Annotated in this window: 25 protein-coding genes; 19 read left to right on the forward strand and 6 right to left on the reverse strand. The window is 63.0% G+C overall.

Going from position 1 to position 23,652, the window contains the following annotated elements; translation table 11 throughout:
- The first annotated feature begins 29 nt into the window (after positions 1-29).
- The 8 genes from trbJ to GGR16_RS00535 all read left to right on the forward strand — a co-directional run bounded on the left by trbJ (position 30) and on the right by GGR16_RS00535 (position 6,373).
- A complete protein-coding gene (trbJ, locus tag GGR16_RS00500; protein WP_425486565.1) occupies positions 30-773 on the forward strand; it encodes a P-type conjugative transfer protein TrbJ in 744 nt (247 codons plus the stop codon).
- A 20-nt stretch (positions 774-793) separates the two neighbouring features.
- Entirely contained in the window at positions 794-1,081 is a 288-nt protein-coding gene (trbK-alt, locus tag GGR16_RS00505; RefSeq protein WP_183315388.1) for a putative entry exclusion protein TrbK-alt, read from the forward strand.
- A 3-nt stretch (positions 1,082-1,084) separates the two neighbouring features.
- Positions 1,085-2,452 (forward strand): P-type conjugative transfer protein TrbL, encoded by a 1,368-nt coding sequence (gene trbL, locus GGR16_RS00510; protein ID WP_183315389.1) that lies wholly within the window; start codon positions 1,085-1,087, stop codon positions 2,450-2,452.
- Positions 2,449-3,138: a conjugal transfer protein TrbF gene (gene trbF, locus GGR16_RS00515; RefSeq protein WP_183315390.1), complete on the forward strand. Its 690-nt coding sequence runs from the start codon at positions 2,449-2,451 to the stop codon at positions 3,136-3,138. The genes trbL and trbF overlap by 4 nt, the downstream gene beginning before the upstream one ends.
- Positions 3,135-4,148 carry a P-type conjugative transfer protein TrbG gene (gene trbG, locus GGR16_RS00520; RefSeq protein ID WP_183315391.1) on the forward strand — a complete coding sequence of 338 codons (1,014 nt, stop codon included), beginning with the start codon at positions 3,135-3,137 and terminating at the stop codon, positions 4,146-4,148. The genes trbF and trbG overlap by 4 nt, the downstream gene beginning before the upstream one ends.
- A gap of 29 nt (positions 4,149-4,177) precedes the next feature.
- On the forward strand, positions 4,178-5,278 hold the full coding sequence (locus tag GGR16_RS00525; RefSeq protein ID WP_425486566.1) for a TraB/TrbI/VirB10 family type IV secretion system protein: 1,101 nt from the start codon (positions 4,178-4,180) through the stop codon (positions 5,276-5,278).
- Between the two features lie 2 nt (positions 5,279-5,280).
- Positions 5,281-5,502 (forward strand): DUF2274 domain-containing protein, encoded by a 222-nt coding sequence (locus GGR16_RS00530; protein ID WP_183315393.1) that lies wholly within the window; start codon positions 5,281-5,283, stop codon positions 5,500-5,502.
- A gap of 127 nt (positions 5,503-5,629) precedes the next feature.
- Complete coding sequence (locus GGR16_RS00535; RefSeq protein ID WP_183315394.1) at positions 5,630-6,373, forward strand: type I phosphoribosyltransferase; 744 nt, start codon at positions 5,630-5,632, stop codon at positions 6,371-6,373.
- Positions 6,374-7,231: 858 nt separating this feature from the next.
- On the opposite strand, the gene GGR16_RS00540 is transcribed toward GGR16_RS00535, so the two are convergent.
- Positions 7,232-8,287, reverse strand: a complete 1,056-nt coding sequence (locus GGR16_RS00540) for a helix-turn-helix transcriptional regulator (protein WP_019403501.1) — start codon at positions 8,285-8,287, stop codon at positions 7,232-7,234.
- 703 nt (positions 8,288-8,990) lie between these two features.
- Between GGR16_RS00540 and GGR16_RS00545 the strand changes: the two genes are divergently transcribed.
- From GGR16_RS00545 to GGR16_RS26130, 9 genes are all read left to right on the forward strand, one after another.
- Positions 8,991-11,231 carry a DUF3604 domain-containing protein gene (locus GGR16_RS00545; RefSeq protein ID WP_183315395.1) on the forward strand — a complete coding sequence of 747 codons (2,241 nt, stop codon included), beginning with the start codon at positions 8,991-8,993 and terminating at the stop codon, positions 11,229-11,231.
- Positions 11,228-12,367: a hypothetical protein gene (locus tag GGR16_RS00550; RefSeq protein ID WP_210289396.1), complete on the forward strand. Its 1,140-nt coding sequence runs from the start codon at positions 11,228-11,230 to the stop codon at positions 12,365-12,367. The genes GGR16_RS00545 and GGR16_RS00550 overlap by 4 nt, the downstream gene beginning before the upstream one ends.
- Before the next feature lie 14 nt (positions 12,368-12,381).
- On the forward strand, positions 12,382-13,377 hold the full coding sequence (locus GGR16_RS00555; RefSeq protein WP_183315396.1) for a peptidyl-prolyl cis-trans isomerase: 996 nt from the start codon (positions 12,382-12,384) through the stop codon (positions 13,375-13,377).
- Positions 13,374-14,393, forward strand: a complete 1,020-nt coding sequence (locus GGR16_RS00560) for a HupE/UreJ family protein (protein ID WP_183315397.1) — start codon at positions 13,374-13,376, stop codon at positions 14,391-14,393. The genes GGR16_RS00555 and GGR16_RS00560 overlap by 4 nt, the downstream gene beginning before the upstream one ends.
- Positions 14,394-14,405: 12 nt before the next feature.
- On the forward strand, positions 14,406-15,008 hold the full coding sequence (locus GGR16_RS00565; protein WP_425486548.1) for a HupE/UreJ family protein: 603 nt from the start codon (positions 14,406-14,408) through the stop codon (positions 15,006-15,008).
- A gap of 44 nt (positions 15,009-15,052) precedes the next feature.
- Entirely contained in the window at positions 15,053-15,607 is a 555-nt protein-coding gene (locus tag GGR16_RS00570) for a HupE/UreJ family protein (protein ID WP_183315398.1), read from the forward strand.
- Positions 15,608-15,675: 68 nt separating this feature from the next.
- Entirely contained in the window at positions 15,676-15,954 is a 279-nt protein-coding gene (locus tag GGR16_RS00575) for a helix-turn-helix domain-containing protein (RefSeq protein ID WP_019403508.1), read from the forward strand.
- Positions 15,955-16,279: 325 nt separating this feature from the next.
- Entirely contained in the window at positions 16,280-17,110 is an 831-nt protein-coding gene (locus tag GGR16_RS00580) for an HlyD family secretion protein (RefSeq protein WP_040405123.1), read from the forward strand.
- Entirely contained in the window at positions 17,100-17,387 is a 288-nt protein-coding gene (locus GGR16_RS26130; protein ID WP_019403510.1) for a hypothetical protein, read from the forward strand. The genes GGR16_RS00580 and GGR16_RS26130 overlap by 11 nt, the downstream gene beginning before the upstream one ends.
- Positions 17,388-17,557: 170 nt before the next feature.
- On the opposite strand, the gene GGR16_RS00585 is transcribed toward GGR16_RS26130, so the two are convergent.
- From GGR16_RS00585 to GGR16_RS00600, 4 genes are all read right to left on the reverse strand, one after another.
- Complete coding sequence (locus tag GGR16_RS00585) at positions 17,558-18,100, reverse strand: hypothetical protein (protein WP_183315399.1); 543 nt, start codon at positions 18,098-18,100, stop codon at positions 17,558-17,560.
- A gap of 412 nt (positions 18,101-18,512) precedes the next feature.
- Entirely contained in the window at positions 18,513-19,328 is an 816-nt protein-coding gene (locus tag GGR16_RS00590; protein ID WP_183315400.1) for a hypothetical protein, read from the reverse strand.
- Between the two features lie 266 nt (positions 19,329-19,594).
- Entirely contained in the window at positions 19,595-19,891 is a 297-nt protein-coding gene (locus GGR16_RS00595; RefSeq protein ID WP_040403305.1) for a putative quinol monooxygenase, read from the reverse strand.
- A 267-nt stretch (positions 19,892-20,158) separates the two neighbouring features.
- Positions 20,159-20,791: a hydrolase gene (locus tag GGR16_RS00600; RefSeq protein WP_019400082.1), complete on the reverse strand. Its 633-nt coding sequence runs from the start codon at positions 20,789-20,791 to the stop codon at positions 20,159-20,161.
- A gap of 150 nt (positions 20,792-20,941) precedes the next feature.
- On the opposite strand from GGR16_RS00600, the gene GGR16_RS00605 reads away from it, so the two are divergent.
- Complete coding sequence (locus GGR16_RS00605; RefSeq protein WP_183315401.1) at positions 20,942-21,193, forward strand: hypothetical protein; 252 nt, start codon at positions 20,942-20,944, stop codon at positions 21,191-21,193.
- Between the two features lie 196 nt (positions 21,194-21,389).
- Positions 21,390-21,713: a GNAT family N-acetyltransferase gene (locus tag GGR16_RS00610; protein ID WP_183315402.1), complete on the forward strand. Its 324-nt coding sequence runs from the start codon at positions 21,390-21,392 to the stop codon at positions 21,711-21,713.
- Positions 21,714-21,843: 130 nt separating this feature from the next.
- On the opposite strand, the gene GGR16_RS00615 is transcribed toward GGR16_RS00610, so the two are convergent.
- Complete coding sequence (locus tag GGR16_RS00615) at positions 21,844-23,628, reverse strand: monovalent cation:proton antiporter-2 (CPA2) family protein (RefSeq protein ID WP_183315403.1); 1,785 nt, start codon at positions 23,626-23,628, stop codon at positions 21,844-21,846.
- Between the last annotated feature and the right edge of the window lie 24 nt (positions 23,629-23,652).

Genomic DNA, 23,652 nt, shown 5'->3' on the forward strand with positions numbered 1-23,652 from the left:
TCCCCATTTCGCGTTTTGCCAATGCATCCATGTTGGCGCTGACCCTCGCCATGCCGGTCGTACTATCGCCAATCCTGACAAATCCGGCTCACGCCTTTGGCTTCGGCCGCATCGTCTATGATCCGACAAACTATGCCCAGAACCTTCTGACCGCCGCGCGCACGCTGGAGCAGATCAACAACCAGATCACCTCGCTTCAGAACGAAGCGCAGATGCTCATCAATCAGGCGCGCAATCTGACCAGCCTGCCATATTCCTCGCTCCAGACCTTGCAGCAGAATGTGCAGCGCACGCAGCAGCTCCTGAGCCAGGCCCAAAACATCGCCTTCGACGTGCAGAACGTCGATCAGATCTTCCAGACCCAATACGGCAATGTCTCGCTGTCGGCCACCGACACCCAGCTTGTCGCGGACGCCCGTTCGCGCTGGCAAAATACTGTCGGCGGCTTGCAAGACGCCATGCGTGTGCAGGCCGGCGTAGTGGGCAATATCGATGCCAACCGCGCCGAGATGTCCGCCCTTGTCGGCCAGAGCCAGAATGCCACTGGCGCATTGCAGGCCACGCAGGCGGGCAATCAGCTTCTCGCCCTCCAGTCGCAGCAGCTTTCCGACCTGATCGCGCTGATGTCGGCCAATGGCCGGTCCGAGGCACTGATCGAGGCCGAGCGTGCCACCGCCGCCGAACAGGGCCGCGTCCAGCGCGAGCGCTTCCTGACGCCGGGATCGGGCTACCAGCCCGGCAATGCCCGAATGTTCGGCAACGGCAACAACTGACCGGACAGGAGGGGCGCGACATGGACGGCAAGATGCTGGCACGGCTGGGCGCGATCATATTCGTGGCTATCGCCATCACCGCCACGGTGATCGAAATGACCCGCGAGAATGAACCGGCGCAGAACCGCACGGCTCCATCGCTTCAGCCCTCTGCCGATCCGCTGCGCCAGAGACTGCGCCGTTGCCAGCAGTTAGGCGAGGCCGCCGTGAACGATCCCGGCTGCCTCGCCTCCTGGGCCGAGAACCGCGATCGGTTTCTCGGCCGGACGCCGGTGCCCGCCGCCCCGCATCAGAACGGGGGAGAGTGAACCATGGGCGGCACCGGCGTCATCGACAATTTCCTGGGTGTATTCACCAGCTATATCGACAGTGGCTTCGGTCTGCTTGGAGGTGAAGTCGCCTTCATCGCCACCACGCTGATCGTCATCGATGTGACGCTGGCGGCGCTGTTCTGGAGTTGGGGCGCGGACGACGACATCATCGCCCGGCTGGTCAAGAAGACGCTGTTCGTTGGCGTCTTCGCCTATCTGATCGGCAACTGGAACAATCTCGCGCAGATCATCTTCGACAGCTTCGCCGGTCTGGGCCTGAAAGGGTCGGGCACCAGCTTTTCTGCTGCCGATCTGCTGCGTCCCGGCAAGGTGGCGCAGACCGGCCTCGATGCCGGTCGGCCGCTGCTCGAATCCATATCCGACATGATGGGCTATTGGTCCTTCTTCGAGAACTTCATCCAGATCGCCTGCCTGATGTTCGCATGGGCTCTGGTGCTGCTCGCCTTCTTCATTCTCGCAGTGCAGCTCTTCGTCACCCTGATCGAGTTCAAGCTGACGACACTCGCAGGCTTCGTGCTGATCCCCTTCGGCCTCTTCGGCAAGACCGCCTTCATGGCTGAGCGGGTGCTGGGCAATGTCGTTTCCTCTGGAATCAAGGTTCTGGTGCTGGCCGTTATCGTCGGCATCGGCTCAACCCTGTTCTCGCAGTTCACGGCGGGCTTCGGCGGCGCAACACCGACCATCGACGATGCCATGGCGATCGTGCTGGCGGCCCTTTCCCTTCTCGGCCTCGGAATATTCGGTCCCGGCATCGCTTCTGGTCTGGTTTCCGGCGGGCCGCAGCTTGGCGCAGGTGCTGCCGTTGGAACCGGCCTTGCCGCAGGCGGCATGATGCTTGCCGGTGGTGCCGCCGTAGGCATGGCCGCGAAGGGAGGAGCAGCAGCGCTCTCTGGTGGAGCCGCTGCCGTGCGGGGTGGTGCTGCCGCCGCAGGTGCGGCGAGCGCCGCCTACAGTGTCGGTTCGCTTGGCCAATCCGGCGCTGCCAGTGTTGCCTCCGGTCTGGGTGGTGTTGCCCGTGCCGCAGGTTCCGCCGCCGCATCGCCCCTGAAACGTGCTGCCTCGAAGGCATCGGAGGACGTCAAATCCAGCTTTTCCGATGGAGCGCGTGCCGCTTTCGGCGTCAGCGGCGGCTCTTCGACGGCTGGGACAGCCGGAGGCGCCAGCGAGGCTGCAAGCGCTGCCCCGTCACCCGCCGCGCAGGCTGGCGGCTCTCCGGAATGGGCAAAGCAGATGCAGCGCAAACAGACACTCAACCACGGCACGTCGATGGCCGCCCATGCCGTGCGCTCCGGCGACAGCCATGGCGGCGGCTCCTCCATCAATCTTTCCGAAAGTGACCGCTCATGAACATCTTCAAACGTCCATCCGCCCATTACGGCAAATCGCCCGAGCCTGAGACGCCCTATCAGAAAGCTGCCCAGGCCTGGGACGAGCGCATCGGTTCGGCTCGCGTGCAGGCAAAGAACTGGCGCATCATGGCCTTCAGCTCGCTGATCCTCTCTGCCGGTTTCGCCTCGGCCCTTGTCTGGCAATCGGCGCGTGGGACGGTCGTGCCCTGGGTGGTGCAGGTCGATAATCTCGGCCAGTCGCAGGCCGTTGCGCCCGCCGTGGCTGACTATCGCCCGACCGATCCCCAGATCGCATTCCATCTCGGCCGCTTCATCGAGCAGACGCGCTCGATCCCGTCCGACGCCATCATCGTGCGGCAGAACTGGCTGCGCGCCTATGAGTTCACCACGGATCGGGGTGCGGCAACCCTCAATGATTATGCTCGCGCCAATGACCCGTTCACCAAGGTCGGGCGTCAGCAGATCGCGGTCGAGGTGTCGTCGGTGATCCGCGCCTCGAATGACAGCTTCCGTGTCGCCTGGACGGAGCGCCATTACGAAAACGGCCAGCTCTCCACGACCGAACGCTGGACGGCAATCTTGACCATCGTGATCCAGACGCCGCTCGATGCTGAACGCCTGCGCGCCAATCCGCTCGGCATCTACGTCAATGCAATTTCATGGTCGCGGGAGATGAGCCAATGACCCGCACAATGGTTCTTATTTCGGGCTTGCCGGTTTTCCGTAAACCCGCTTTGGCGGCTTTGTTGCTGTCCGCCACCATCCTGGCCGGTTGCGCAACCAACCGCACCCCGCAGTTCAGCTATGATGACGATGTGCCGTCGCTTCCTGTCGTACCGGCAGCCGTTCCCGATGACCGGCCCCGGCCTTTGCACACACCCCCGGCATGGACTGTGGCGCGCGGCGGGACCGTTGCCGCGACGCCGACTGGCCGCGTCGAGAATGCTAATGCCGCCGCCCGTGTCGAACCGCGGCGTGAGGGCTACTACAACGCCATCCAGATTTATCCGTGGTCGGAAGGGGCGCTGTTTCAGGTCTATGCTGCACCGGGGCAGATCACGACAATCGCGCTTGAACCCGGCGAAAGCCTGACCGGCGCGGGGCCGATTGCTGCGGGCGACACCGCCCGCTGGATCATTGGCGATACCGAAAGCGGATCGGGTGCAAGCCGCCGCGTCCATATCCTCGTCAAACCGACCCGTGAGGATATTTCCACCAATCTTGTCATCAGCACGGATCGCCGCGTCTATCTCATTGAGCTTCGCGCCCGTGCGGCGCTCTATATGCCGGCTGTGGCCTGGGCCTATCCCGCGCTACCTGCCGGTCAGCGTGTGACCGTTCCCGCCGCGCCCATCATCCCTGTCGAGACGGCCCGCAACTATCGCTATGGACTGACGGGCGATAGTCCGCCGTGGCGTCCCATCTCTGTCTTCGACGATGGCCGCCATGTCTATGTCGTCTTCCCGCGCGGCATCGTGCAGGGCGAGATGCCGCCGATCTTCGTCATAGGCTCCGAGGGCGAAACGCAGATCGTCAACAGCCGCATTCACCAGAACATCCTGATCGTGGATCGTCTGTTCGGTGCTGCCGAGCTGCGCCTTGGCAGCGGCGATCGCCAGCAGACCGTCAGGATTGTCCGCATTGAACAAAGGCAGGCGGCCCAGCTCGCAAATACCGGGGAGAATCCGTCATGAGCGAAGAGACTACCACCAACTCAGCCCCGATGCGTCTGCGGGCCGAGCCGCCGCGCGTCACCCGCCTGTCGCGCAAGATGCTGGCCGGTGTGGGCTCCGTCGCGCTCCTCGGCATTGGTGGCGCATTGATCTATGCGCTCCAGACCCGCGACATGAGTGGAAATGGCGAGGAACTCTATTCAACCGAGAACCGCCCCACAGCCGAAGGGCTGGCCGGTCTGCCGCGCGATTATACCGGCCCCGTCCTGGGACCAGCTTTACCGGGAGACCTCGGCGGCCCGATCCTCGACGCCCAGAACAGGGGGCAGCCCGTTACGCCGCCCGCTATGGCAACACCAGCTCGTGATCCTGCCGAGGAGCGACGTCTCGCCGAGGAAGAAGCCGCACGTCTTAGCACCGTGTTCTTCCAGTCGGGGCAGAGGATAACGACAACACCGGGTTCCAATATGCCGGGCCTAGCGGGGCTTGACCTTGGCGGTCAGCCCGCAACGCAGGACCGACACACAGCATTCCTGAACGGGCCGGTGGACCGTCAGACCGTCGCCATGGATCGGATCATGGCACCAGCGTCACCCTACATCCTTCAGGCAGGGGCCGTGATCCCGGCTGCTATGATTACCGGCATCCGTTCGGACCTTCCCGGCCAGATCACCGCGCAGGTCACGGAGAATGTCTATGACAGCCCGACCGGCGGCCTGCTGTTGATCCCACAGGGAACGCGGATCATCGGTCAATATGACGCCGGTGTGCAATTCGGCCAACGCCGCGTGCTGCTGGTCTGGAACCGCCTGATCCTCCCCAATGGCCGCTCCATCGTGCTGGAGCGCCAGCCTGGCGCGGACGCTTCCGGTTATGCCGGTCTGGAAGATGGCGTCGATTACCACTGGTGGGATCTGATGAAAGCGGCGGGCCTGTCCACGCTGCTCGGCATCGGCACGGAACTGGCGACCGACGACGAAGACCGCCTGATCCGCGCCATCCGCGATGGGGCACAGGACACCATCAATCAGGCCGGACAGCAGATCGTCCAGCGCCAATTGCAGGTTGCCCCAACGCTGACCATCCGACCGGGTTATCCGGTCAGGGTCATCGTCACCCGAGATCTCGTACTCGAACCTTACAGGAATTGACCATGACGAAGCTGAAACTTGGACCGCTTGTTGAGGACAAACCCGTCAAAGTGACGGTGGAGCTGCCGGGCGCGCTCCACCGCGATCTGATCGCCTATGCTGAGGTGCTGGCCCGCGAAAGTGGCCAGCCCGCGGCCGATCCCGTCAGGCTCATCGTGCCGATGCTGGAGCGTTTCATCGCCACAGATCGCGGGTTCGCAAAGGCTCGACGTCTGGAGAACTAATTCGCTTCGATGTCGTGCAAGGCACCATTTGCGTGTGCTTCTCGGAGCGAGGTCATATACACGAAGACTTCGCATACGGCAGATGTGCTGTTCTGTTTACATGAGTAGGGCGGGAGGTTGAGGGTTCTTGGGGATAAATGTTTACGCCAACAAGACGGTGATTATCGACCACTCCCATCAAGAACTCGTGGATACCTCCATCGAAGGAAATCCGACAGAGGGCGCGATAGACGGGCTGCGGATTCAATATGTCTTCCGCCGCAAGACTACGAAGGGGCATGACCGTGACGGCAATCCGCTGGTTTACGCGCTGAAACAAATGAATGGCTACCGTATGCAGCCAATGTACCACCAGATGCTCTACAAGCGTGCTGATGAGATCCTCGCCGTTTTCGTCGGCGATCTGGATGTCGATGCTCTCGTGGATGTCCCGTCGAGTAAACCCCTATGCCGATTGTTTGCAACGCGCGTGGCGGAGGTGTCGGGATTGCCACTCGTAGAATCGAACTTTCTGCGCAAACGGACGGTCGGTGAGGTTCTGGACGCCATTGACGCCAGCTTTCCGCAGTTCACGAAAGATCGTGATGAGAGAGCTTTCAAGGCCGAACTCGGCCAACTGAGGAGGGCGAAGCGGGACACGGATTTCCAGATGAAGGAAGTTGCCAAACCGATGCGGCGCTTTTTTCAACCGTTTACCGTAAGCGGAGAAGTCCCGGCGCTGGCAGGGCAGAGGATTGCCCTGATCGATGATCTTGTGTCATCGGGAACATCGATTATCTCTGTGGCGGAATGTCTGCGAGAGCAGGGTGCGATCGTAGAGCGTGGGGTCTGCCTGCTGAGCGACTTGAACGCGGTGCGACCGTCATCATGATTGACATTCGAGGCCTGTTACGCTATTTCTCCACCCATCAAGACAGACCGTGCCTATGCCTCACGGTCTCAAAACATCAAGCACGGCGACGTGCAGGTCCGAGCGGCGCCCGAGGTGGCCATCCTGTAAGGGGAAAAAGCCTCACGATCAGGCATCGGCTGATCAGGTTCAGGAAGCCGTCACGCTGCGAAGTGTGGCGGCTTTTCCTTTTTGGTCCATCTTTGTCGATGAATTCCGGGCCTCCTTGATGCTCTTTTGGCGACCGCAGGCTTGTGCGTTGCGCCCCTGTCAGAGCCGCGCTGAACTGATTAGACAGCAATTTGGAGCGAATGTCGGTATCGGTAGTTGCGTGCCCCCGCAACCAACGATACCCACAAAACCCGCCGCTCCAACGGCGGGTTTTGTCGTTGCACCCAGCCCCCCATCACCCTTCACCATCAATCCAATCAAGGTGCGTAAACCGAAGGCTATAGAGAATCGCATCGATCTCGCCGCGCCTCGAGCCCGGCCGAAACACGATCTTCTCGATTCCTAAGCGAAAGGCTCCCGGCCGACGCCGCGCAGCGAATAGCGGCCCCCAGCATCCGCAAGAGATCAGCCGATATAACAGCGACCTCGGCCGGCGAGCGCCGTGCAAGACCGCTCTTCTCCTGATGCTCGCGCACCGCTCCGGTGATGTTGGCATATTTGTCCGCGATCACGCCCTGGCGCGCGCGGACGGCTTGCCGGAGTTCGTCATGCACGACGTGCAGTTCGGGAACGTCCTTGACGAGCCGGCCGCTTCAAAGATCCTTGCATCGCCGAGTTCTATCGAAGCAATGATCGATCCGAGAGGCACCGCCAGCAGGTTCAGTCTGCTCAGATCCGTTCGTGATGCTCATCGCCCCATCCATCGGCAGGTGGAATTGCGGCTTCGCTCGATCGAAATTCGCGCGGTCCAACGCCGGTCGCCTTTCGAAAGGCGCGCGCGAAGCCGGCAGGAGAAGAATATCCCAGCTCTGCCGAAATATGGGTGATCGAACCGTTCGTGTGTCGCAGCAGTTCGGTTGCTCGCTGGATCCTCACCGTAGTCGTGAGGCTGCGAAAGTCGGTGCCGGCGCGGTGGATCTCACGCTGCAGCGTCCGAACGCTGGTGTCCATCGATCGCGCGACATCGTCGAGCGATACGCTGCCGGCGAAAACCTGTGTGCGAACCTGCTCGATAACGACATCGAGGAGGCTTCGTGGCGCCGCGCCCGGTCGGTCGCGCACCACATCCGCCAGGGTGATGAGGGGCTGCGATATGTGCTTCGACGCGGCCGTCAGGTGATGTCGCTCGAAGACGACTGCCACGGCGGGGGCGTTGAAGATGACAGGGCATTGAAACGTGTCTTCGAATATCGAGGCGCGGCGCGGCGCCTCGATATCAAGTTCAATGCGCAACGGTCGCCAACTTGTGGGCAGATATGCCCGGATCAGGCTCAGCAACTCGCCTGCAGCAGCGCTTGCGATGGGGGCATAGCCCTCGGAGCGGGCCAAGGCGAACGTGTAGCTATATCGGACTTCATCGGCGGAGACCGTGATCGCCATTCTATCGCCGGTACTATGGCAATGAAGGGCCTCGATGCTGCGGTTGATGGCGAGGCCCAGATTACCGGCGCCGAAGACGTAGCGTCCGAAGCTGCCATATCCGGCCGCATTCATGCCGGGAGCTATCAGGAGCCCGAGATCGGGCTCTCCCGCCGCCCTTCCTATCGCGTTGATGAAGGCGACCACCGCGCGTTGCGAAATGAAGCAGTTCCGCCCCTCGATCAGCTCGACATCGAACCCCGCCGCGCGATTGGCCCTCTGCAGAGCGCTCCCCCCGATCTCGTTCCGGACGAAGGCGGGCAGGCCCTGCAGGACATAGCTGGAAATGACCGGGACTGCCGCCATACGAGGATGCTCCTGAACCTGGCACGTGGCGTAAAATGGGTGGTTTCGATAACGAGTACTACCTAGCGTAGAAGAATGTGTCCGCTGAACTTATCGCCGGATGGTTTTGCGTCAAACGACAGGAACGGCGGATGCTCAACCAGGCTCTGTCTGGGGTACGGGGAGAGTTCGCGGTTGCTGGGGGGCTGGCTTCGGCACGCCGCTGCGAAAGGGTATGCCGTTCATGCGCAGCGGAGCCTGCCGCGTGTCCTCGGGCGAGTGGATCGGGAGCCGGACCGATGGTTCATCTCATCGTCCATTGTTGCCCGCATGAAGTCGCTCGTCATCATCGGTTTCGACGCCGTTGCCGCTGCTGCAACACGTGGCGGCGCCGTGTATCGATTTCTGCTGCTCCAAGTAGCGACAAGTGCATGGCGTCCATGATATCTTTGCACCGGAGCTTAAAGGCAACCGTCCACGGCTGGGCGACGGCGCTCATTAAAGTGGTGCTGGGACAGGCAACGGCCGCTCGCCCGTATCGATGTTCAGTATTTGGAACTCCGTCGCGTGCATGCGCATGCGATGGCCAGTCGTTCATCAGATCGTCTGAATAACCAATACAGGAGTCGAGGCGATGTCGAGGTTACGTTCCGCAAAACGTCATGGAATTGCCCAAGCTGCATGCGCCGCCATCCCTCTTGTCGCCATCCCGTTCTTCTCTGCCATGGCGCAGAGCGCGCCGGAGCGTAAGGCGTTTTTCGGCGAGACGCATGTCCACACGAGCTGGTCCTTCGACGCCTATATCTTCGGTAATCACGTAACCGGCCCGGCGGACGCCTACAAATACGCCAAGGGAGAGACGATCAAGCATCCTCTTGGCTACGACATCAAGATCACGACTCCACTCGACTGGATGGGCGTCACCGACCACTCCGAATATGCCGGGGTCGTCCGGCTTTCCAATGATCCCAGCTCTCCGATCAGCAAGTTGCCGATCGCAGACAAGCTGAAGGTGCGGGATGCCGCCGACATCCAGCGCCTCTATCTCTGGCTCGGCACGAGCATGATCAAGGAGAAGCCGATCGAGGCGCTGGTGCAGCCCGAGATCTCGGACACCGTGTGGAAGGCCAACAACGCGGCCGCCGACGCTGCCAACGAGCCCGGCAAGTTCACGGCGTTCTGCTCCTATGAATGGACGTCGAACCCCGACTACCGGAACATGCACCGCAACATCTTCTTCAAGGATTGCGCGAAGGTCCCGAACCACCCCTTCAGTTCGCTGGAATCCCAGGCGCCGGAGGACCTGTGGAACTGGATGGACGGTCAGCGCAAGGCGGGTAACGAGCTTCTTGCGATTTCGCACAACGCGAACCTGTCCGGCGGGCTCATGTATCCCACGGAGGTCGATTTCAAAGGGCGCCCGATCGACCAGGCCTGGGCTGAATCACGCAACCGCAATGAGCATCTCACCGAGATCAAGCAGATCAAGGGCGCGTCCGAGACGCATCCGCTGCTCTCGCCGAACGACGAGTTCGCCAACTACGAGATCCTCAACTATCTCCTGGGCGATCCCCAGGGGCAGTTCATCACCATCGGCGGCAGCTATATCCGGCAGGCTCTGAAGGATGGCATCGCGATGCAGGAGGCACGCGGCTACAACCCCTTCAAGACCGGTGTCGTCGGCGGATCGGATTCGCACAACACGGCCGTCCCTTATCGCCAGGAAAATTTCTTCGGCGGCCATGCCCGGCTCGACGGGACCGTCAAGGAACGCATGGGCGGACACAACTTTGCCGGCCTCGACGTACGCTTCGAGAATCCGGCCGGCCTGACGGGGCTGTGGGCCGAGGAGAATACGCGCGAATCCCTCTTCGAGGCGATGAAGCGCAAGGAAACCTTCGCCACGAGCGGCCCGCGCATCACGCTTCGCTTCTTCGGCGGCTGGGACTACGCGGCAGATGCCGCGGAGCGCAGCAACTGGGTCGAGGTCGCCTATGCCGGCGGCGTGCCAATGGGTGGCGATCTTCAGCCGCGCGCCGGCGAGAAGGCGCCGACGTTCATGGTGTGGGCGGTCAAGGACCCCACCTCGAGCAACCTCGACCGCATCCAGGTCGTCAAGGGATGGTCGAAGAACGGGCAGTCCTTCGAGAAGGTCTACGACGCGGTGTGGGCCGGCGACCGGGCGCCCGATGCCGTAACCGGCAAGGTGCCGCCCATCGGGTCGACCGTGAATATCGCGGACGCCAGCTATACCGACACGATCGGCGCCGTGGAGCTCAAGGGCACGTGGACCGATCCGGACTTCGATCCGGCCGACGACGCCTTCTACTATGCGCGCGTCATCGCTATCCCGACCCCGCGGTGGACCACGATCCAGGCCAAGGAACTCGGCGTGCCGCCGCCGGAGGTCGTTCCGGCGACGGTGCAGGAACGCGCCTGGTCGTCGCCGATCTGGTACACGCCGACGAACGAGATGCGTGTTGCCGCCCAGAAGGGCCCGACGGAGGCGGATCTCAAGGAGCAGGGTGCCGTCATGCTCGACGAGGCGGCGCTCAAGGACTTGCTCGTCGGCAAGTACACCTGGATCCGCAATCACGTCACCGGCGGCGTCTTCAAGGTTCAGTGGGGCGAAAACGGCCAGATGCTGGTCATGAATGTCGACCCCCGCATTCCCCAGCCGTCGGAAGTGGGTGACGTGGTGCGCGCCTCCTACCTTGGGGACCCGGGCGACTATTCGATCCGGAATGGCAAGGTCGCGACCTGGTTCGGCAACCGGGAGTACGAGTTCACCGTCTACAAGCTGGAGGGGGGCGCGAAAGACCTCCTGACGAAGGGTGACACATACGTTGCCGCGCGGAGCAATGAGTTCGGATACGCGAACTACGAGTTCGTTCCGACGCCCATCTTCCTTGGAACGGAGGTCAAGGACGCGACGGTGCCGACAGGGGCATCGGCGCAACAATGAAGTCGATCCGAAGGCATGGCCTGGCGCTTCTCTGGGCGCTGGCAGTGCTGCTGGGTGGTGGCTCCGGCCATGCCTTCGCCTGTGCGATCTGCCTGTCAGCGGTCTCCGTCACGACCGGGCAGCGGCTGGATGCGGCCGATCAGATCGTCCTCGCCGTGCCCACCGACGATGGGCAACGCTTTCGGGCCGTGGAGATCGTCAAGGGAGACGTTCTGCCCGGTGCCATTGTCGAGGCCAGCGCCGATGCCGCCGAACCGGCGGAGCCGCGGGGCGGCAAGCCGCATCTGCTCGCCCGCAATGGTCTTTCGGGACGATGGACGAGCTACGGCGTGATCGGTTTCGGGCATGCAGGCTGGTTGCGGGAGTTCGTCGAGACCAACGACGGGCCTTCGAAGCGGCCGCCCCGCGCCTGGCCCCTGACGAGCGCCCTCCAGGCCGTCGACACCACCAACTGGTCCAAACGGATCTTTCTCATCGCACCATATCTCGAAAGTGAGGACCCGCTGGCCGCCGAAATCGCCTTCGGCGAACTCTCGCGGGCTCCCTACGAAGCGATGCGTCTGCTCCGGCCCACCATCGATGCGGACAAGGTTCGCGGCTGGATCGAGAATCCCGTGCTGTCCCCGCGTCACGATGCCTACCTCCTGCTCCTGGGCATTGCCGGCAACGCCGATGATGCGACGAAGCTGGAGCGGCGCCTCGCCGAAGCCAGGGCCTCGCAGGATGCGACCTATCTCGCCGCCATGCTCGCGGCCGATCTGGAACTGAACGGCCCGTCCCGTGTGGCGTGGGTCGAAGAGAACTATCTGGCCGATCGCAGCCGCTCCGTGCCGGAGATCGAAGCAGCCTTGCTGGCCCTCAGCGTTCACGGAGGAGCCGTCGGTGCCATTTCCCGCCAACGGATCGTGGACGCCTACCGCAGGTTCATCCGCGAGCGCCAGCCGATGGCCGGGTTCGTCGCGCCCTATCTCAGCGAGTGGCGGGCGTGGGATGCCGTGCCCGACTACGTCGAGGTCCTGCGATCGAATGCGGTGAAGGACCCGGCCGGGCAATTCGCGATCCTGGTCTATCTGCGGGACAGCCCGGACACCGTGGCACGATCGGCGGCAGAAGCCTTCACGGCACACGCGAACTGAGCGGGCGATCCATCATGAGCAGCCTCACGGAAGACGACAGCCCCGCCGAAGTACCTTCAACAGCAAGCGCAGCGGAGCGCACCCTTATCGAGCGGCCGAGCTGGATCGGTCGCGCCATGCGTGAGCCTCTCGTCCATTTTGTCGTGCTCGGTATCCTGGTCTTCGGGGGCTACAAGCTCGTCAATCACCAGCCGCAGGCGTCCGGGGACAGCCAGCGCATCGAGATCACCAAGGACGACCTGCGTCAGATGACGGTGGTTTGGCTCGCGCAGGGGCGCGAGAAGCCGACGCCCGAACAGTTGCGTGCGCTCATCGACCACAAGGCCACCTCGGAAATGCTCATGCGCGAGGCAATCGCACTCGGCCTCGACAAGGACGATGAGGTCATCAAGCGCCGGCTCGCGCAGAAGATGGATTTTCTCATCGCCGATGTCGCGACCCTGGCTCTGCCGACCGACGAGGAACTGGCAGCCTGGTTCGCCCAGAACAAGTCCGAGTTCACGAAGCCACCGCGGATCCGCTTTCAGCATCTCTACTTCTCGTTCGACAAGAGAGGCCAGGGCACACGCGCGGCTGCGGAGGCGAGGCTGCCGCTTGTCGCCGGCAGGTCACCCGCGAACCTTGGAGCAACGGATGCCGCCGATCCGTTCATGTTCCGCGATTACTACGCCGACGTCACTCCGGAGCAGATGGCGAAGGAATTTGGCGTGATCTTTGCGAATGCGATTTTCGAGCTTCAACCCGGCGATTGGCGAGGCCCTGTCGAGTCCGGCTACGGCTGGCACCTGGTCTGGGTCGAGTCGCGCGAGGCGCCTCGCGTTCCGACGCTCGAGGAAATCAGGCCGACCGTCCTCCAGGCATGGCAGGCGGAGAAGTACCGCGAGGTCAAGCAGCGAGCGTTGGACGAGATCCGGTCGCGGTACGAGGTCGTCGTTCCGCCGCTCGATACCCTCGACATCGATGACCTGACCATCGTGTCGTCGGGTCAAAGCCGCCGGTCCGCCGAATGACAGCCGCGCTTTCCGGCCGGTCGACGGCGGTGCGGCTGCTCGCCGCGCTGGTTGTCGCTATTCTGGGCTGGGTCGTCCCCGCAGCGGCGCACGAGGTCAGGCCCGCCTATCTGCAGATCGACCAGACGGACGACAGCCATTACACCGTTCTCTGGAAGACGCCGCTTCTCTCGGGAATGCCGCTGCCGGTCGTCCTCAGGCTTCCGGATGACGTGAAGCATGTGGTGGAGCCGCTGGAACGGCCGCTGCCGGGCTCCATCCTGCAGAAGCGCGTGATCTCCGCGCCCGCTGGCCTGGCGGGTCGCCAGATCGCGTTCGTCGGCCTCCAGGCGACGATTACGGACGTCCTCGTGCGGGTGACGTGGCTGGACGGAAGGCAGGCGAGCGCCATCGTGCGTCCGTCGCAGCCATGGTACCTGGTGCCGGCCGAGCAGAGCTTCTGGTCGATCGCCTGGGACTATACCGCCCTCGGCATCAACCACATCCTCTATGGTCTCGACCACCTGTTGTTCGTCGCCTCGCTCATGCTGATCGTGCGCGACTGGCGTGTCCTGGTGAAGACGATCACGGCCTTCACCATCGCCCATTCGGTGACCCTCGCGCTCGCCACCTTCGGCCTCGTCACGCTGCCTCCGCCCCCGGTCGAGGCCATGATCGCCCTCAGCATCCTGCTCGTCGCCGCCGAGGCGGTGCGGATGGAGCGCGGAAAGGTGAGCCTGACGATCACCTGGCCGTGGGTGGTCGCCTTCGGCTTCGGCCTGCTCCATGGCTTCGGCTTTGCAGGCGCTATGGTCGATCTCGGCCTTCCGCAGCGGGATGTTCCGCTTGCGCTCCTGTTCTTCAACGTCGGCGTCGAAATCGGCCAACTGATGTTCATCGCCGCGATCCTGGCGGTCGCCTGTTCGGCGCGGCTCATCTTCACATCGGGGCGGTCCATGCGGATAGCGGCCGCCTATGGCATCGGCGCCATCGCCGCCTTCTGGGTGGTGGAGCGCCTCGACGCGATCTTTCTTTAAGGGGAGGCTGACGTGGCAGGGAGCAAATTTGGCGCCGTGGGCGCAGCGATCTGGTTCTTGGCGGTCGTTGCCGCCGGATCCGCCCTCGGGCACACGGGCGACGACCATGGGGGAGGGGGCTTCTCGAGCGGGTTCATGCATCCGCTTCTCGGGCCCGACCACGTGATCGCGATGGTTGCCGTCGGGCTGTGGGGCGTGTTCCTCGGCGCGCCGGCAATTTGGGTTCTGCCCATCGTCTTTCCGCTGGTCATGGCCCTCGGTGGCGCATTCGGCATGATCGAGGTGCCGCTTCCGGCCGTCGAAACGGGTATCGCCCTGTCCGCGGTCGTTCTTGGCCTGTGCGTCGCTTTCGCCCTGCAGCCGCCGCTCTGGGCGGCGGCTCTCATCGTCGGCGCCTTCGCCATCTTCCATGGATACGCGCACGGGACCGAGATGCCGGTCGCATCCGATGCGCTTTCCTACGCGCTCGGCTTTGTCGTTGCGACAGGCCTTCTGCACCTCTGCGGCATTGCCTTCGGCAACCTGGCGCGCTGGCCGGTCGGCAAGATGGCCGTCCGCGCCGCCGGCGTCGTGATTGCGCTCGCGGGTGGCGCCTACCTGTCCGGGGTGGCGTGACCCTTCGCCGTTTCATCCTTTTGGGGGGAGGCCTGTCGTGGCTGATGCCACAGGAGGCCTTGGCGCATGGCGTTCTCAAGGGCGTCGGTGATTTCTATGCCGGGCTTCTCCATCCCATCGTCGTTCCCGCGGAGCTGCTTGCCATCGCGGCCATGGGACTGCTGGTCGGCCGGTCCGGTCTCGCGACCTGCCGCCGGGGCATCCCGATGCTCGCCGCCGGCGTGGCGGTGGGCCTGGGTCTCGCATCGGTCGTCACGACATCCGGCACGACGACACCGCTTGTCGTGGCGGCCCTCGTTGCGGGCGCCATCGTCACTGCCGACCAGCGCGTGCCCCCGTGGGTCGCAGCCGGGCTGGCTGCCCTCGCGGGAACGGCCCTCGGCATCGATGCGGCACCGGAAGCGAAGTCGCATATCGCGGCCGTCACGAGCGGCGTGGCAACAATCGTCGGGAGCACGGCGCTTGCCACAATCATCGCGGCCCTTGCGCTTCGGGTGGAGAAGCATTGGCAGCATGTCGCAGCGCAGGTCGCGGGCTCGTGGATCACCGCCTGGGCCATGCTCTATTTCGCCTATCAGCTGGCCTTGCTGAGCCGGTGACCCAAGCCAATGCCAATCCCCGGCGGCAGGCCGACGATGAAACTGACATCGCCTTCGGAGTGCGTTCCATGAGCGAGCGGAAGTGGTTGCTCACTAATGCGGAACTGCGAATGAACGATATTGGGGGGAGATTGAAGGCTGCCAGGATGCAGGGCGGCTACGCGAGCGCCGCTGTCGCAGCGCGCACGTTCGGTTGGAGTGAGGTCACCTACCGCGCCCATGAAAACGGAACGCGCACGGTGAGTGTTTCCATGGCGAAGATCTATGCTGATGCCTTCGGGATCGATATTGGCTGGCTTCTTCTGGGGGCCGGCAGCGGCGCTTCCTCGTTGCCCGACGGGGCATAGATTTGACCGCATGGAGCCCGGGTGCGGAGCGATCAGCTTCGCGCCGACTATATGGCTCCGGGCTGCGAAGGAACCTTCAAGCTCGTCGTGGACCTGATGCTCGAAGTTATATTCTCGGGCACTCGAAAACGTACGACAGGGCGACCGAGGTCGAGATGGCGCGAAATGGCAAGTTCGACCGGCTGGTCCGGTTTACTGTCGGCACGATCGAAGCGGCTGCGGACCTCGGGCAACGCAGGCAGCACGTTGCGATGCACCTTGAGCGTATCACTTACGTTCGACATCATTTTCGCGCCGTCCTGGGAGAGGTTGCGAGAGGCGAATAATGGTCATCATACTCGTCACCTACCTCGTCCTGGTCTGGCTCTTGTTCTTCAAGCTGAAGCTGTTGCGGCTGACCTGGATAACCGGGGCGCTGGCCACATTGGTCGGCCTCTTCATCCTCGCCGTCTTCGCGGCACTGATGAACACGCTCACGCCGACCGGTCGCTTCGTGGTCGGATCGCGCGTGGTGGAGGTGACGCCCAACGTCAGTGGCGAGATCATCGCCATTCCAGTCAAACCCAATGTGCCGATCACGACCGGTACGGTTCTCTTCCAGATCGACCCTGCTCCGTTTCAGTACAAGGTTCGCGCGTTGGAAGCGGCACTGGTCGCCGCTCAGCAACAGGCCAATGTGCTGCAGGACAACTACAAGCAGGCGAGCGCGAACGTCGCCGGTCTCGAGAAGCAGGTCGAATTTCATCAGCAGCGGCTGGCGGACATCGCCAGGCTGGTGAAAGGCGGCGCGGCCACGCCATTCAGCGAGGAGGATACGCGGGAGGAACTCGATATCGCCACGGCTCAATTGGACGCTGCGAAGGCGCAACAGCTGAGCGCACGCGCGACGCTCGAATCCTCCATCAACGGCATCAACACGGCGGTTCTGCAGCATCGTGCGCAGCTGGACGACGCGAAGTGGGAGCTCGAGCAGACGACGGTCAGGGCACCGTCCGACGGCTATGTCAGCACCCTTGCGGTCGCCGTTGGAGCGCGCGCTCCATGCAAGGGCAGCGATGTCCTTCATCGTGGAGTCCGACCTCACAATCGTCGGCACTTTCATGCAGAACGGATTTCGAACAATCCGACCTGGCGCCAGAGTGCGATTGTTCTTTGATGTCGATCCGGGGCGCATCTACGAAGCCACCATCACCGAAATACCGAAGGGGGTCGGTCAGGGCGAGATCGCCGTATCGGGCACCTTGGCGCCCGTCGGATCCATTGGAGGGACGCTGGCCTATCCAGCGGTGATCTCGATCCCGCAGGACGCCGACCGCAACATCCTGCGTCTGGGGACGTCCGGAACCGCAACGGTGTTTTCCGAAAGCGCCGGCGTCATTGGATTGATCGCGCGCATCCTGCTCTGGGTCGGATCCTTTGCCGCGTACCTGTGATACTCCGCAGGCAAGGATGGGATCACCGGGTGTTCCCGTCGACTTCCGTCCGGCTGAGGCTGAGAGAAGCGTAAGCTACGAGGACGGCAATCCCGCGCGACCCGAGTTCGAAGGTGACGCTGTCGCTGCGGTCCTTGATGATGGACGTCCGTCATTCGATCGACCGGCTGTCACTTGCTTCTGAGCTCTTCCCCGTCCAGGCCAGGGGAAGGCACTTCAGCCTGAAGAGGACGGCTGTTGCCTCGGTCGCCTGCCGTCGGTGGGGGCGGGCCCATTGAAACGGCAGACTGCAGCGCGTTGCCCAGGCGCTCGAGCTCCAGTGTGAAGCAGTACAGACAAAACAGCGTTGCGAGCAGGATCGCTATCCTCGGAACGAGGATAAGCGCACCTTCAGTCAGTCCTGGCGTATGTCGCAGGAAGAAGAGACTGAACAGTGCCGCGCCGAAAACAAAACTCAGGCGGCCGACGAATCCGACGATATGGCCGAGGACGACATTCCGCCATTTCGGGATCTCAACCCTTGCGAGCCGATACCAGTAGGCCGCCTGGAATGCGCAAATCGCCACGACGAGGAGCGTCAACTCCATGGGCGAAACCGCATGCAGAACACCCAGATCGTCGATCACAATTCGGAATGCCCGCTGGATCGCAGCCAGAAGGGCGAAGGCAGCGGTGGTCTGAAGGGCCAGGCAGATCAGATACGGATAGACCAATTGTCCCGCCTTCGTGGATGAGTTCCAGTTGTCGGAAACAGAATACCACGCCCGCCGGCGAGCCTCTTCGGGGGCAGCCGAAGGCTGTCACGTCAATCACGAACAGGCCCATGCTGTGGTGGCGCCTCGATGCGGTGATGAGACCGCATGATATACTCATACTAGGTGTGAACTGGATCGGAGCGCGTTGATTCCTGCGATTCCGGCGTTGATGCCTTCGTCGTTCGCAGCAATTCCTCTGGCGGAATTTCTCGGGATTCCCGAGTTTGCAGGGGCCAAGCCGGTGAACGGCCCGATCCTAGGCCGTGTGCGCCGGACCGGGGCGTAAGATACGGTAGATTACCCCGTGGCGACCGGCGCCCAGCGCCGCCTCCGGTGCTTCAAACGGTGCCCTCGGTCGTCCGCGCGAGCATCAGAAATGAAAGGCGAGGCTCAGGAACGGCCCGTGCATCGTCGTGTCATAGCGGAAGGTGCCCGTGCGATGGCCGCTGGTGCTGTAGTCGGTGTACAGCGCACGGTAGCCGATCGCGGTCGAGACCGTGTCCGTCCACTTGTAGCCGACGGAAACGAGGCCCTGAGCGGTCAGGTCGGAGCCGACGCCGAAACCGCCGATGTCGGCAAGTGCGTTGACGAACCAGCGGTCGTTGATCCGGTACTGCAGGGCCACGCCCACGATGGGGTCGAGCCAGTCCTCGGTTTCCTCGTTCGTCAGGCTGAGGCCCGGCAGAAGGCCGGGATACAACGTCATCTTGGCGGTGAGCTGCTGGTAGCGCACGCCGGCCGTGAGGCTGACGTCGAGGTTGGGGTCGCCGAGGGGCAGCCGGTAACCCGCGATGGCGGAGGCGATGAACAGGCCCTGCCTGAACTTGACAGTGGGCGCGTTCGCTATCTTCAGCGTCGCACTGTCGGAAAGCCGGGCCCCGACGAAGTCGATCAGGAACATCCAGTCGCCGTTCTTGGCGAGGAAGGAGCCCATCAGGGCGCCGTCGAGGTTCTCGAGCACGTCGGCGAAGGATGCATCGACTTTCGCCGCGGGCAGGTTGCGAACGCCGACGGTGCCCGTGAGCGACGTCGCCCAGCCGTAGATCGTCGCCTGGAACTGCCAGGAGCTCGGCGCCGGCTGCGCCGGCACCGGCGGCTGCGGCTGGAGATCCGCTCCCACGGCGGGGGCGGACAGCAGTGTGCAGCCCATGGCGCCGGCGACGGCGAACCGCTTCAATCTCGACAAGGCGAAATCCCCCCTGCGCAGGTCCGGCCATCCGGCGCTTGCCAGTTCCCATGAGGAAAGATGCCACGTCCTTCGCCGTATGCAAATCTATTCGGCTACACTGGACTGTTCCCGCATAGGAATTCATGCAGCGACATCAGCTGCGATCGCGGCAAATGCTGCCTGAAGCGGTTCAACGCCCAGCAACAACAGGCGACCTTCATGCGCTCGGTGCGCTCAATCCCGGGACGGCCGCTCAGGCCGCCCCTCATCCGAACGTCGGGACGTCAGACGACCTTCTGCAAAAGATATATTGCCTCTCGCCGTTCGACATTGCGGTCGCCGTTATCGTGAAAATGGCGAATGTGATCGGACTGGTTGTGGTGCCGGTCCTGGTCTGTCGCACCCCGCCAATGCTCGATCAGGACGAAGCGCCTGGGATCGTTTCGATCCTCGAACAAGTCATATTCGAGATTTCCCTCCTCCTTGCGTGATTTTTCGGTAATGACCGTCAGATCGTTTCGGAGTTCCTTCTCTTTTCCGGTCTTCGCATAAAGTACTGCAACCATGTGAACTTCGGACATGGCATGACCTCCATGCATTAGGCGACTTTACGAACACCATGTCGCCCACGCGGAAAATTGCGTGACGTCCTCGTATGCTGGTTCAACGCTCCCGCACAGGAATTGATTTCGAAGTGCCAGCCGTTTCAGCGGGTGGGCGCATGAGAAGGAAGCGTTCAGATCGCGTGAGCAATCGCACAGCGGTTCGTTCACTCACGCGATCCCTCTTCTGCGGGCGACCGTCGATCGTTCGATCGCCCGCCACGGTCGTGAGACCTCAACCCGAAACTATTCCTTGAAGTCTTTTTCAGGATTGGACCCATCCCAGTTCTGGAATACGTCCATGAAGCCGGGCACGGTCTTCTCGCGGGCCCAATCACGCTGAAGTTCGCAATACAGCTGGGTCTTGCTGATCAGTTGGGCGCCCGCCTGCTCCATCCGGCGCAGTGCCGCCTCGTGCGCCGCTTCGGAAGTGCCGCCGACCGCGTCGGCGACAACGTAGACTTCGTAGCCTTCCTTCAGGGCGTCGAGTGCAGGGAAGGTCAGGCAGGCCTCCGTCCACAAAGCCGTCATGATCAGCTTTTTGCGGCCGGTCTCGACGACTGCCTTCTTGAACTCGACATCCTCCCAGCTGTTGATCGTCGTCCGATCATAGGTGGGATAAGTGCCCAGTACCTCCATGAGCGGCTGGATCGGCGGCTTGTTCCTGCCGGTCGCTACGTTGACCGTCGAGTGGACGATGGGAAGGTCATAGTTCACGGCGGCTTTCGCCGTCTGAACGATGTTGAAGACCAGTTCCTTCTGGCTCATCGAGCGGATGGAGCTGACCTGTATCGGCTGATAGTCGATGATGATGAATGCCGAGTTCCGAGGCGTCAGCAGGTGGTCTTTCAGTGGATCGCGGATTGGTTCGCTGGTCATCGCGCTTCTCCCTTCAGTTGGGACTCGCCAGTGACTGCCGGAGGTCGAGTACCTCGCAGAAGACGGCGGGGCGAGTTGTCCGCCGCCGAGAGCCGGTGAGGGAAATCGCCTTGGAACAGGCAAGTCACGGTGCCCGGGTCCGATATTCGGATGGACATCCATCTTCCGGCCGCGCCAAAGCTCGGCCGGTCCGGCCTGGTCGAAGAAGACGAGGGGCCGATCCTCTGCCACGTCGGCGCCAGCAGCGCCCGGCACGCCTCGGAACCGCCCGGGCCACGGGGAGCGGCGAATGATGAGCGCTTCAATCGTGTCGATGCCTGTGTCGTCGGGACGACCGAGGGGCAGAGCGGGATTCCAACTCATCTCGTCCTCTACTATTCAGCCGGAACGGGGAAAGAATAGGACGCAGAAAATTATATCAGAACCCGTTCTCCGTTCGCAAAAAGCGAACGCTGGGTTTGGCAGAAGCCAGCTTGGCCATCGCATGCTCTGAAGGAAGGGTCGCAGCCAACTGCCTGTATTGTACAGTTTTGCTTGTGGCGCATGGCCAAGGAGACGACGATCGCACGCGAATGGCTTGAGCAGCGCAGGAGGGAAAATGACTGACTTCGAAACGGGCAAGGAATACCGGGACGACAGGCATGGCCGCTACGTCGCGCGCATTCCAGGCATCGACGGAGACGCCGAGATCACATTCACGGTCCGCGGCCCCGATCTGATCAGCGCCGACCACACCGGCGCCGCGGAAACCTTGCGGGGGACGGGGATTGCGCTGGATCTGGTCCTCCACATGATCGACGACGCCCGTCGGCATGGGTTCAGGATCAGGCCGATTTGCCCCTATGTCAGAGCCCAATACCGCAAGCATCCGGAGTGGGCCGACGTGATGACGACCGATCCCGAGGATACGTCCGGGACCTGACAGAAAATTGCCGGCTTCCCGAGCCCATGAAATTCCCGAAGCCGGTCACCAGCCGCGGCCTGCGGAGAACCTTGGGCCAGGAACCCGCTCGGGGCTGCCGGGCAGTGCGAAGACCGTCATCTTCTTCTCTTTACGTCGGGCTTTCCGCAGATCTGCCACGGGGCCCGATGAGCGGTTCGGGCCTCGGGCCGACGTGGAGCCTGTCCCCGCCGGCAAACAGCCCGCCCTGTGCCTGCGCGTCGAGCCGTTCGCCGTCGCGCCGACGGATGTCGTCGCTCACCTCGCTCACGTCGAGCGCTGTCATACCGAGTGCCTTGAGCCCCGCGCCACCGAATGTGAGCGCAGACTCGAAGGTCTCGCGGATCTCGTAATCGACACCAGCCTTGCGCAGCTTGATCGAATGCCCGCGGTCGTACGAGCGCACGAGCAGCCGGCAGGTCGGGAAATGCTCTCTCACCAGATCGACGATGCGATCGGTGACGGCGGCATCGTCGATGCATACCATCACCATGTCGGTGTTCTCGGCGCCCGACTGACGCAGGATGTCCAGCCGTGCACCGTCTCCGAAGTAGACCTTGAAGCCGAACCGCTCGGCCTCCCGGATGCGGTTGGGGTCGTTGTCGATGAGAGAAATCTCGATACCCTGCGCGAGCAGCATCTGTGACGCAATTTGGCCGAAACGGCCGAAACCGATCATCAGCACCCGGCCCTTGAGGCCCTCCGCTGTCTCGATTCCCTCCATCGAGACCGGCTCGTCCTTCAACCAGCGATCGGCCGCGAGAAGGACCAGGGGCGTAACCGCCATGGAAAGAATGATGACGCTGGAAAAGACCGCATTCTCCGCAGCACTGATCACACCGCCGCCGGCCGCGGCCGAATAGAGGACGAAGGCGAATTCACCCCCTTGCGCGAACAGCGAGACCCTGCGCAGCGCCTGGAGGCTGGTCGCGCCGAAAGCCCTGGCGACGGCATAGATCCCGATCGCCTTCACGACGACATAGGCAGCCAGAAGCGCCACGATCATCCGCCAGTCGGTCACGACGACGGACAAGTCGAGTGACATGCCGACCGCCAGGAAGAACAGGCCCATCAAGAGGCCCTTGAAAGGCTCGACGTCGGTCTCGATCTGGTGCCTGTAGCTCGATCCCGACAGCATGACGCCGGCAAGGAACGCTCCCAGCGCCATCGAGAGGCCGCTCATCTCCATCAGCAGGGCTGAGCCCAGGACCACGAGCAGCGCGCCGGCGGTCAAGACCTCGGTGTTGCGGGCGCGGGCGAGAAGCGCGAAGAACGGATCGAGCAGCCAGCGCCCAATCGCCACCAGCAGGAGGATTGCTCCGAGAGCGACGAGCAGCGCTGTGGGGTCGACACCAGCCCCGCCGCCACCGGCCGCCGAAGCCCCCATGAAGGCGACGGCCGCCAGCAGCGGCACGATCATCAGATCCTCGAGGAGCAGGATCGATACCGACTGCCGGCCCTGATCGCTGGCAAGCTCACCGCGTTCCCGGAGGATCGACATGATCACGGCGGTCGATGACAGGACGAAACCGGAGCCTGCGATGAAGGCCGCGGGACCGGGCAGCCCAAGGAGCATCCCGGCACCGGTGAGAAGCGCGATGCAGACCAGGACCTGGGCAAGGCCGAGCCCGAAGATCTGCGCCCTCAACGCCCAGAGCTTCTGGGGGCGCATCTCGATGCCGATCAGGAACAGGAACATCACGACGCCGAGTTCGGAGACGTGCAGGATGGTCGAGGGGTCGTTGAAGATTCCGAGCACGGACGGTCCGACCAGGAGGCCCCCGGAAAAATAGCCGAGCACGGATCCCAGCCCGATCTTTCGGAAAAGCGGCACCGCCACGACTGCCGAGCCGAGCAGGACAACGGCTGGTCCGAGCGTCTGTGCAATGCCTGCCATGATGTCTCTCCTGGTAGTTCCCGA

The sequence above is a fragment of the Chelatococcus caeni genome, from assembly GCF_014196925.1.
Lineage (GTDB): Bacteria > Pseudomonadota > Alphaproteobacteria > Rhizobiales > Beijerinckiaceae > Chelatococcus_A > Chelatococcus_A caeni.

Coding starts and splice junctions, on each gene's coding strand:
- GGR16_RS00560 (WP_183315397.1), top strand. CDS start 13,374: ATGACAGCCGCGCTTTCCGGCCGGTCGACGGCGGTGCGGCTGCTCGCC.
- GGR16_RS00525 (WP_425486566.1), top strand. CDS start 4,178: ATGCGTCTGCGGGCCGAGCCGCCGCGCGTCACCCGCCTGTCGCGCAAG.
- GGR16_RS00550 (WP_210289396.1), top strand. CDS start 11,228: ATGAAGTCGATCCGAAGGCATGGCCTGGCGCTTCTCTGGGCGCTGGCA.
- GGR16_RS00600 (WP_019400082.1), bottom strand. CDS start 20,791: ATGACCAGCGAACCAATCCGCGATCCACTGAAAGACCACCTGCTGACG.
- GGR16_RS00540 (WP_019403501.1), bottom strand. CDS start 8,287: ATGGCGGCAGTCCCGGTCATTTCCAGCTATGTCCTGCAGGGCCTGCCC.
- GGR16_RS00605 (WP_183315401.1), top strand. CDS start 20,942: ATGGACATCCATCTTCCGGCCGCGCCAAAGCTCGGCCGGTCCGGCCTG.
- GGR16_RS00595 (WP_040403305.1), bottom strand. CDS start 19,891: ATGTCCGAAGTTCACATGGTTGCAGTACTTTATGCGAAGACCGGAAAA.
- GGR16_RS00530 (WP_183315393.1), top strand. CDS start 5,281: ATGACGAAGCTGAAACTTGGACCGCTTGTTGAGGACAAACCCGTCAAA.
- trbG (WP_183315391.1), top strand. CDS start 3,135: ATGACCCGCACAATGGTTCTTATTTCGGGCTTGCCGGTTTTCCGTAAA.
- GGR16_RS00575 (WP_019403508.1), top strand. CDS start 15,676: ATGAGCGAGCGGAAGTGGTTGCTCACTAATGCGGAACTGCGAATGAAC.
- GGR16_RS00555 (WP_183315396.1), top strand. CDS start 12,382: ATGAGCAGCCTCACGGAAGACGACAGCCCCGCCGAAGTACCTTCAACA.
- trbL (WP_183315389.1), top strand. CDS start 1,085: ATGGGCGGCACCGGCGTCATCGACAATTTCCTGGGTGTATTCACCAGC.
- trbK-alt (WP_183315388.1), top strand. CDS start 794: ATGGACGGCAAGATGCTGGCACGGCTGGGCGCGATCATATTCGTGGCT.
- GGR16_RS00610 (WP_183315402.1), top strand. CDS start 21,390: ATGACTGACTTCGAAACGGGCAAGGAATACCGGGACGACAGGCATGGC.
- GGR16_RS00580 (WP_040405123.1), top strand. CDS start 16,280: ATGGTCATCATACTCGTCACCTACCTCGTCCTGGTCTGGCTCTTGTTC.
- trbF (WP_183315390.1), top strand. CDS start 2,449: ATGAACATCTTCAAACGTCCATCCGCCCATTACGGCAAATCGCCCGAG.
- GGR16_RS00570 (WP_183315398.1), top strand. CDS start 15,053: ATGCCACAGGAGGCCTTGGCGCATGGCGTTCTCAAGGGCGTCGGTGAT.
- GGR16_RS00545 (WP_183315395.1), top strand. CDS start 8,991: ATGGCGCAGAGCGCGCCGGAGCGTAAGGCGTTTTTCGGCGAGACGCAT.
- trbJ (WP_425486565.1), top strand. CDS start 30: ATGTTGGCGCTGACCCTCGCCATGCCGGTCGTACTATCGCCAATCCTG.
- GGR16_RS00615 (WP_183315403.1), bottom strand. CDS start 23,628: ATGGCAGGCATTGCACAGACGCTCGGACCAGCCGTTGTCCTGCTCGGC.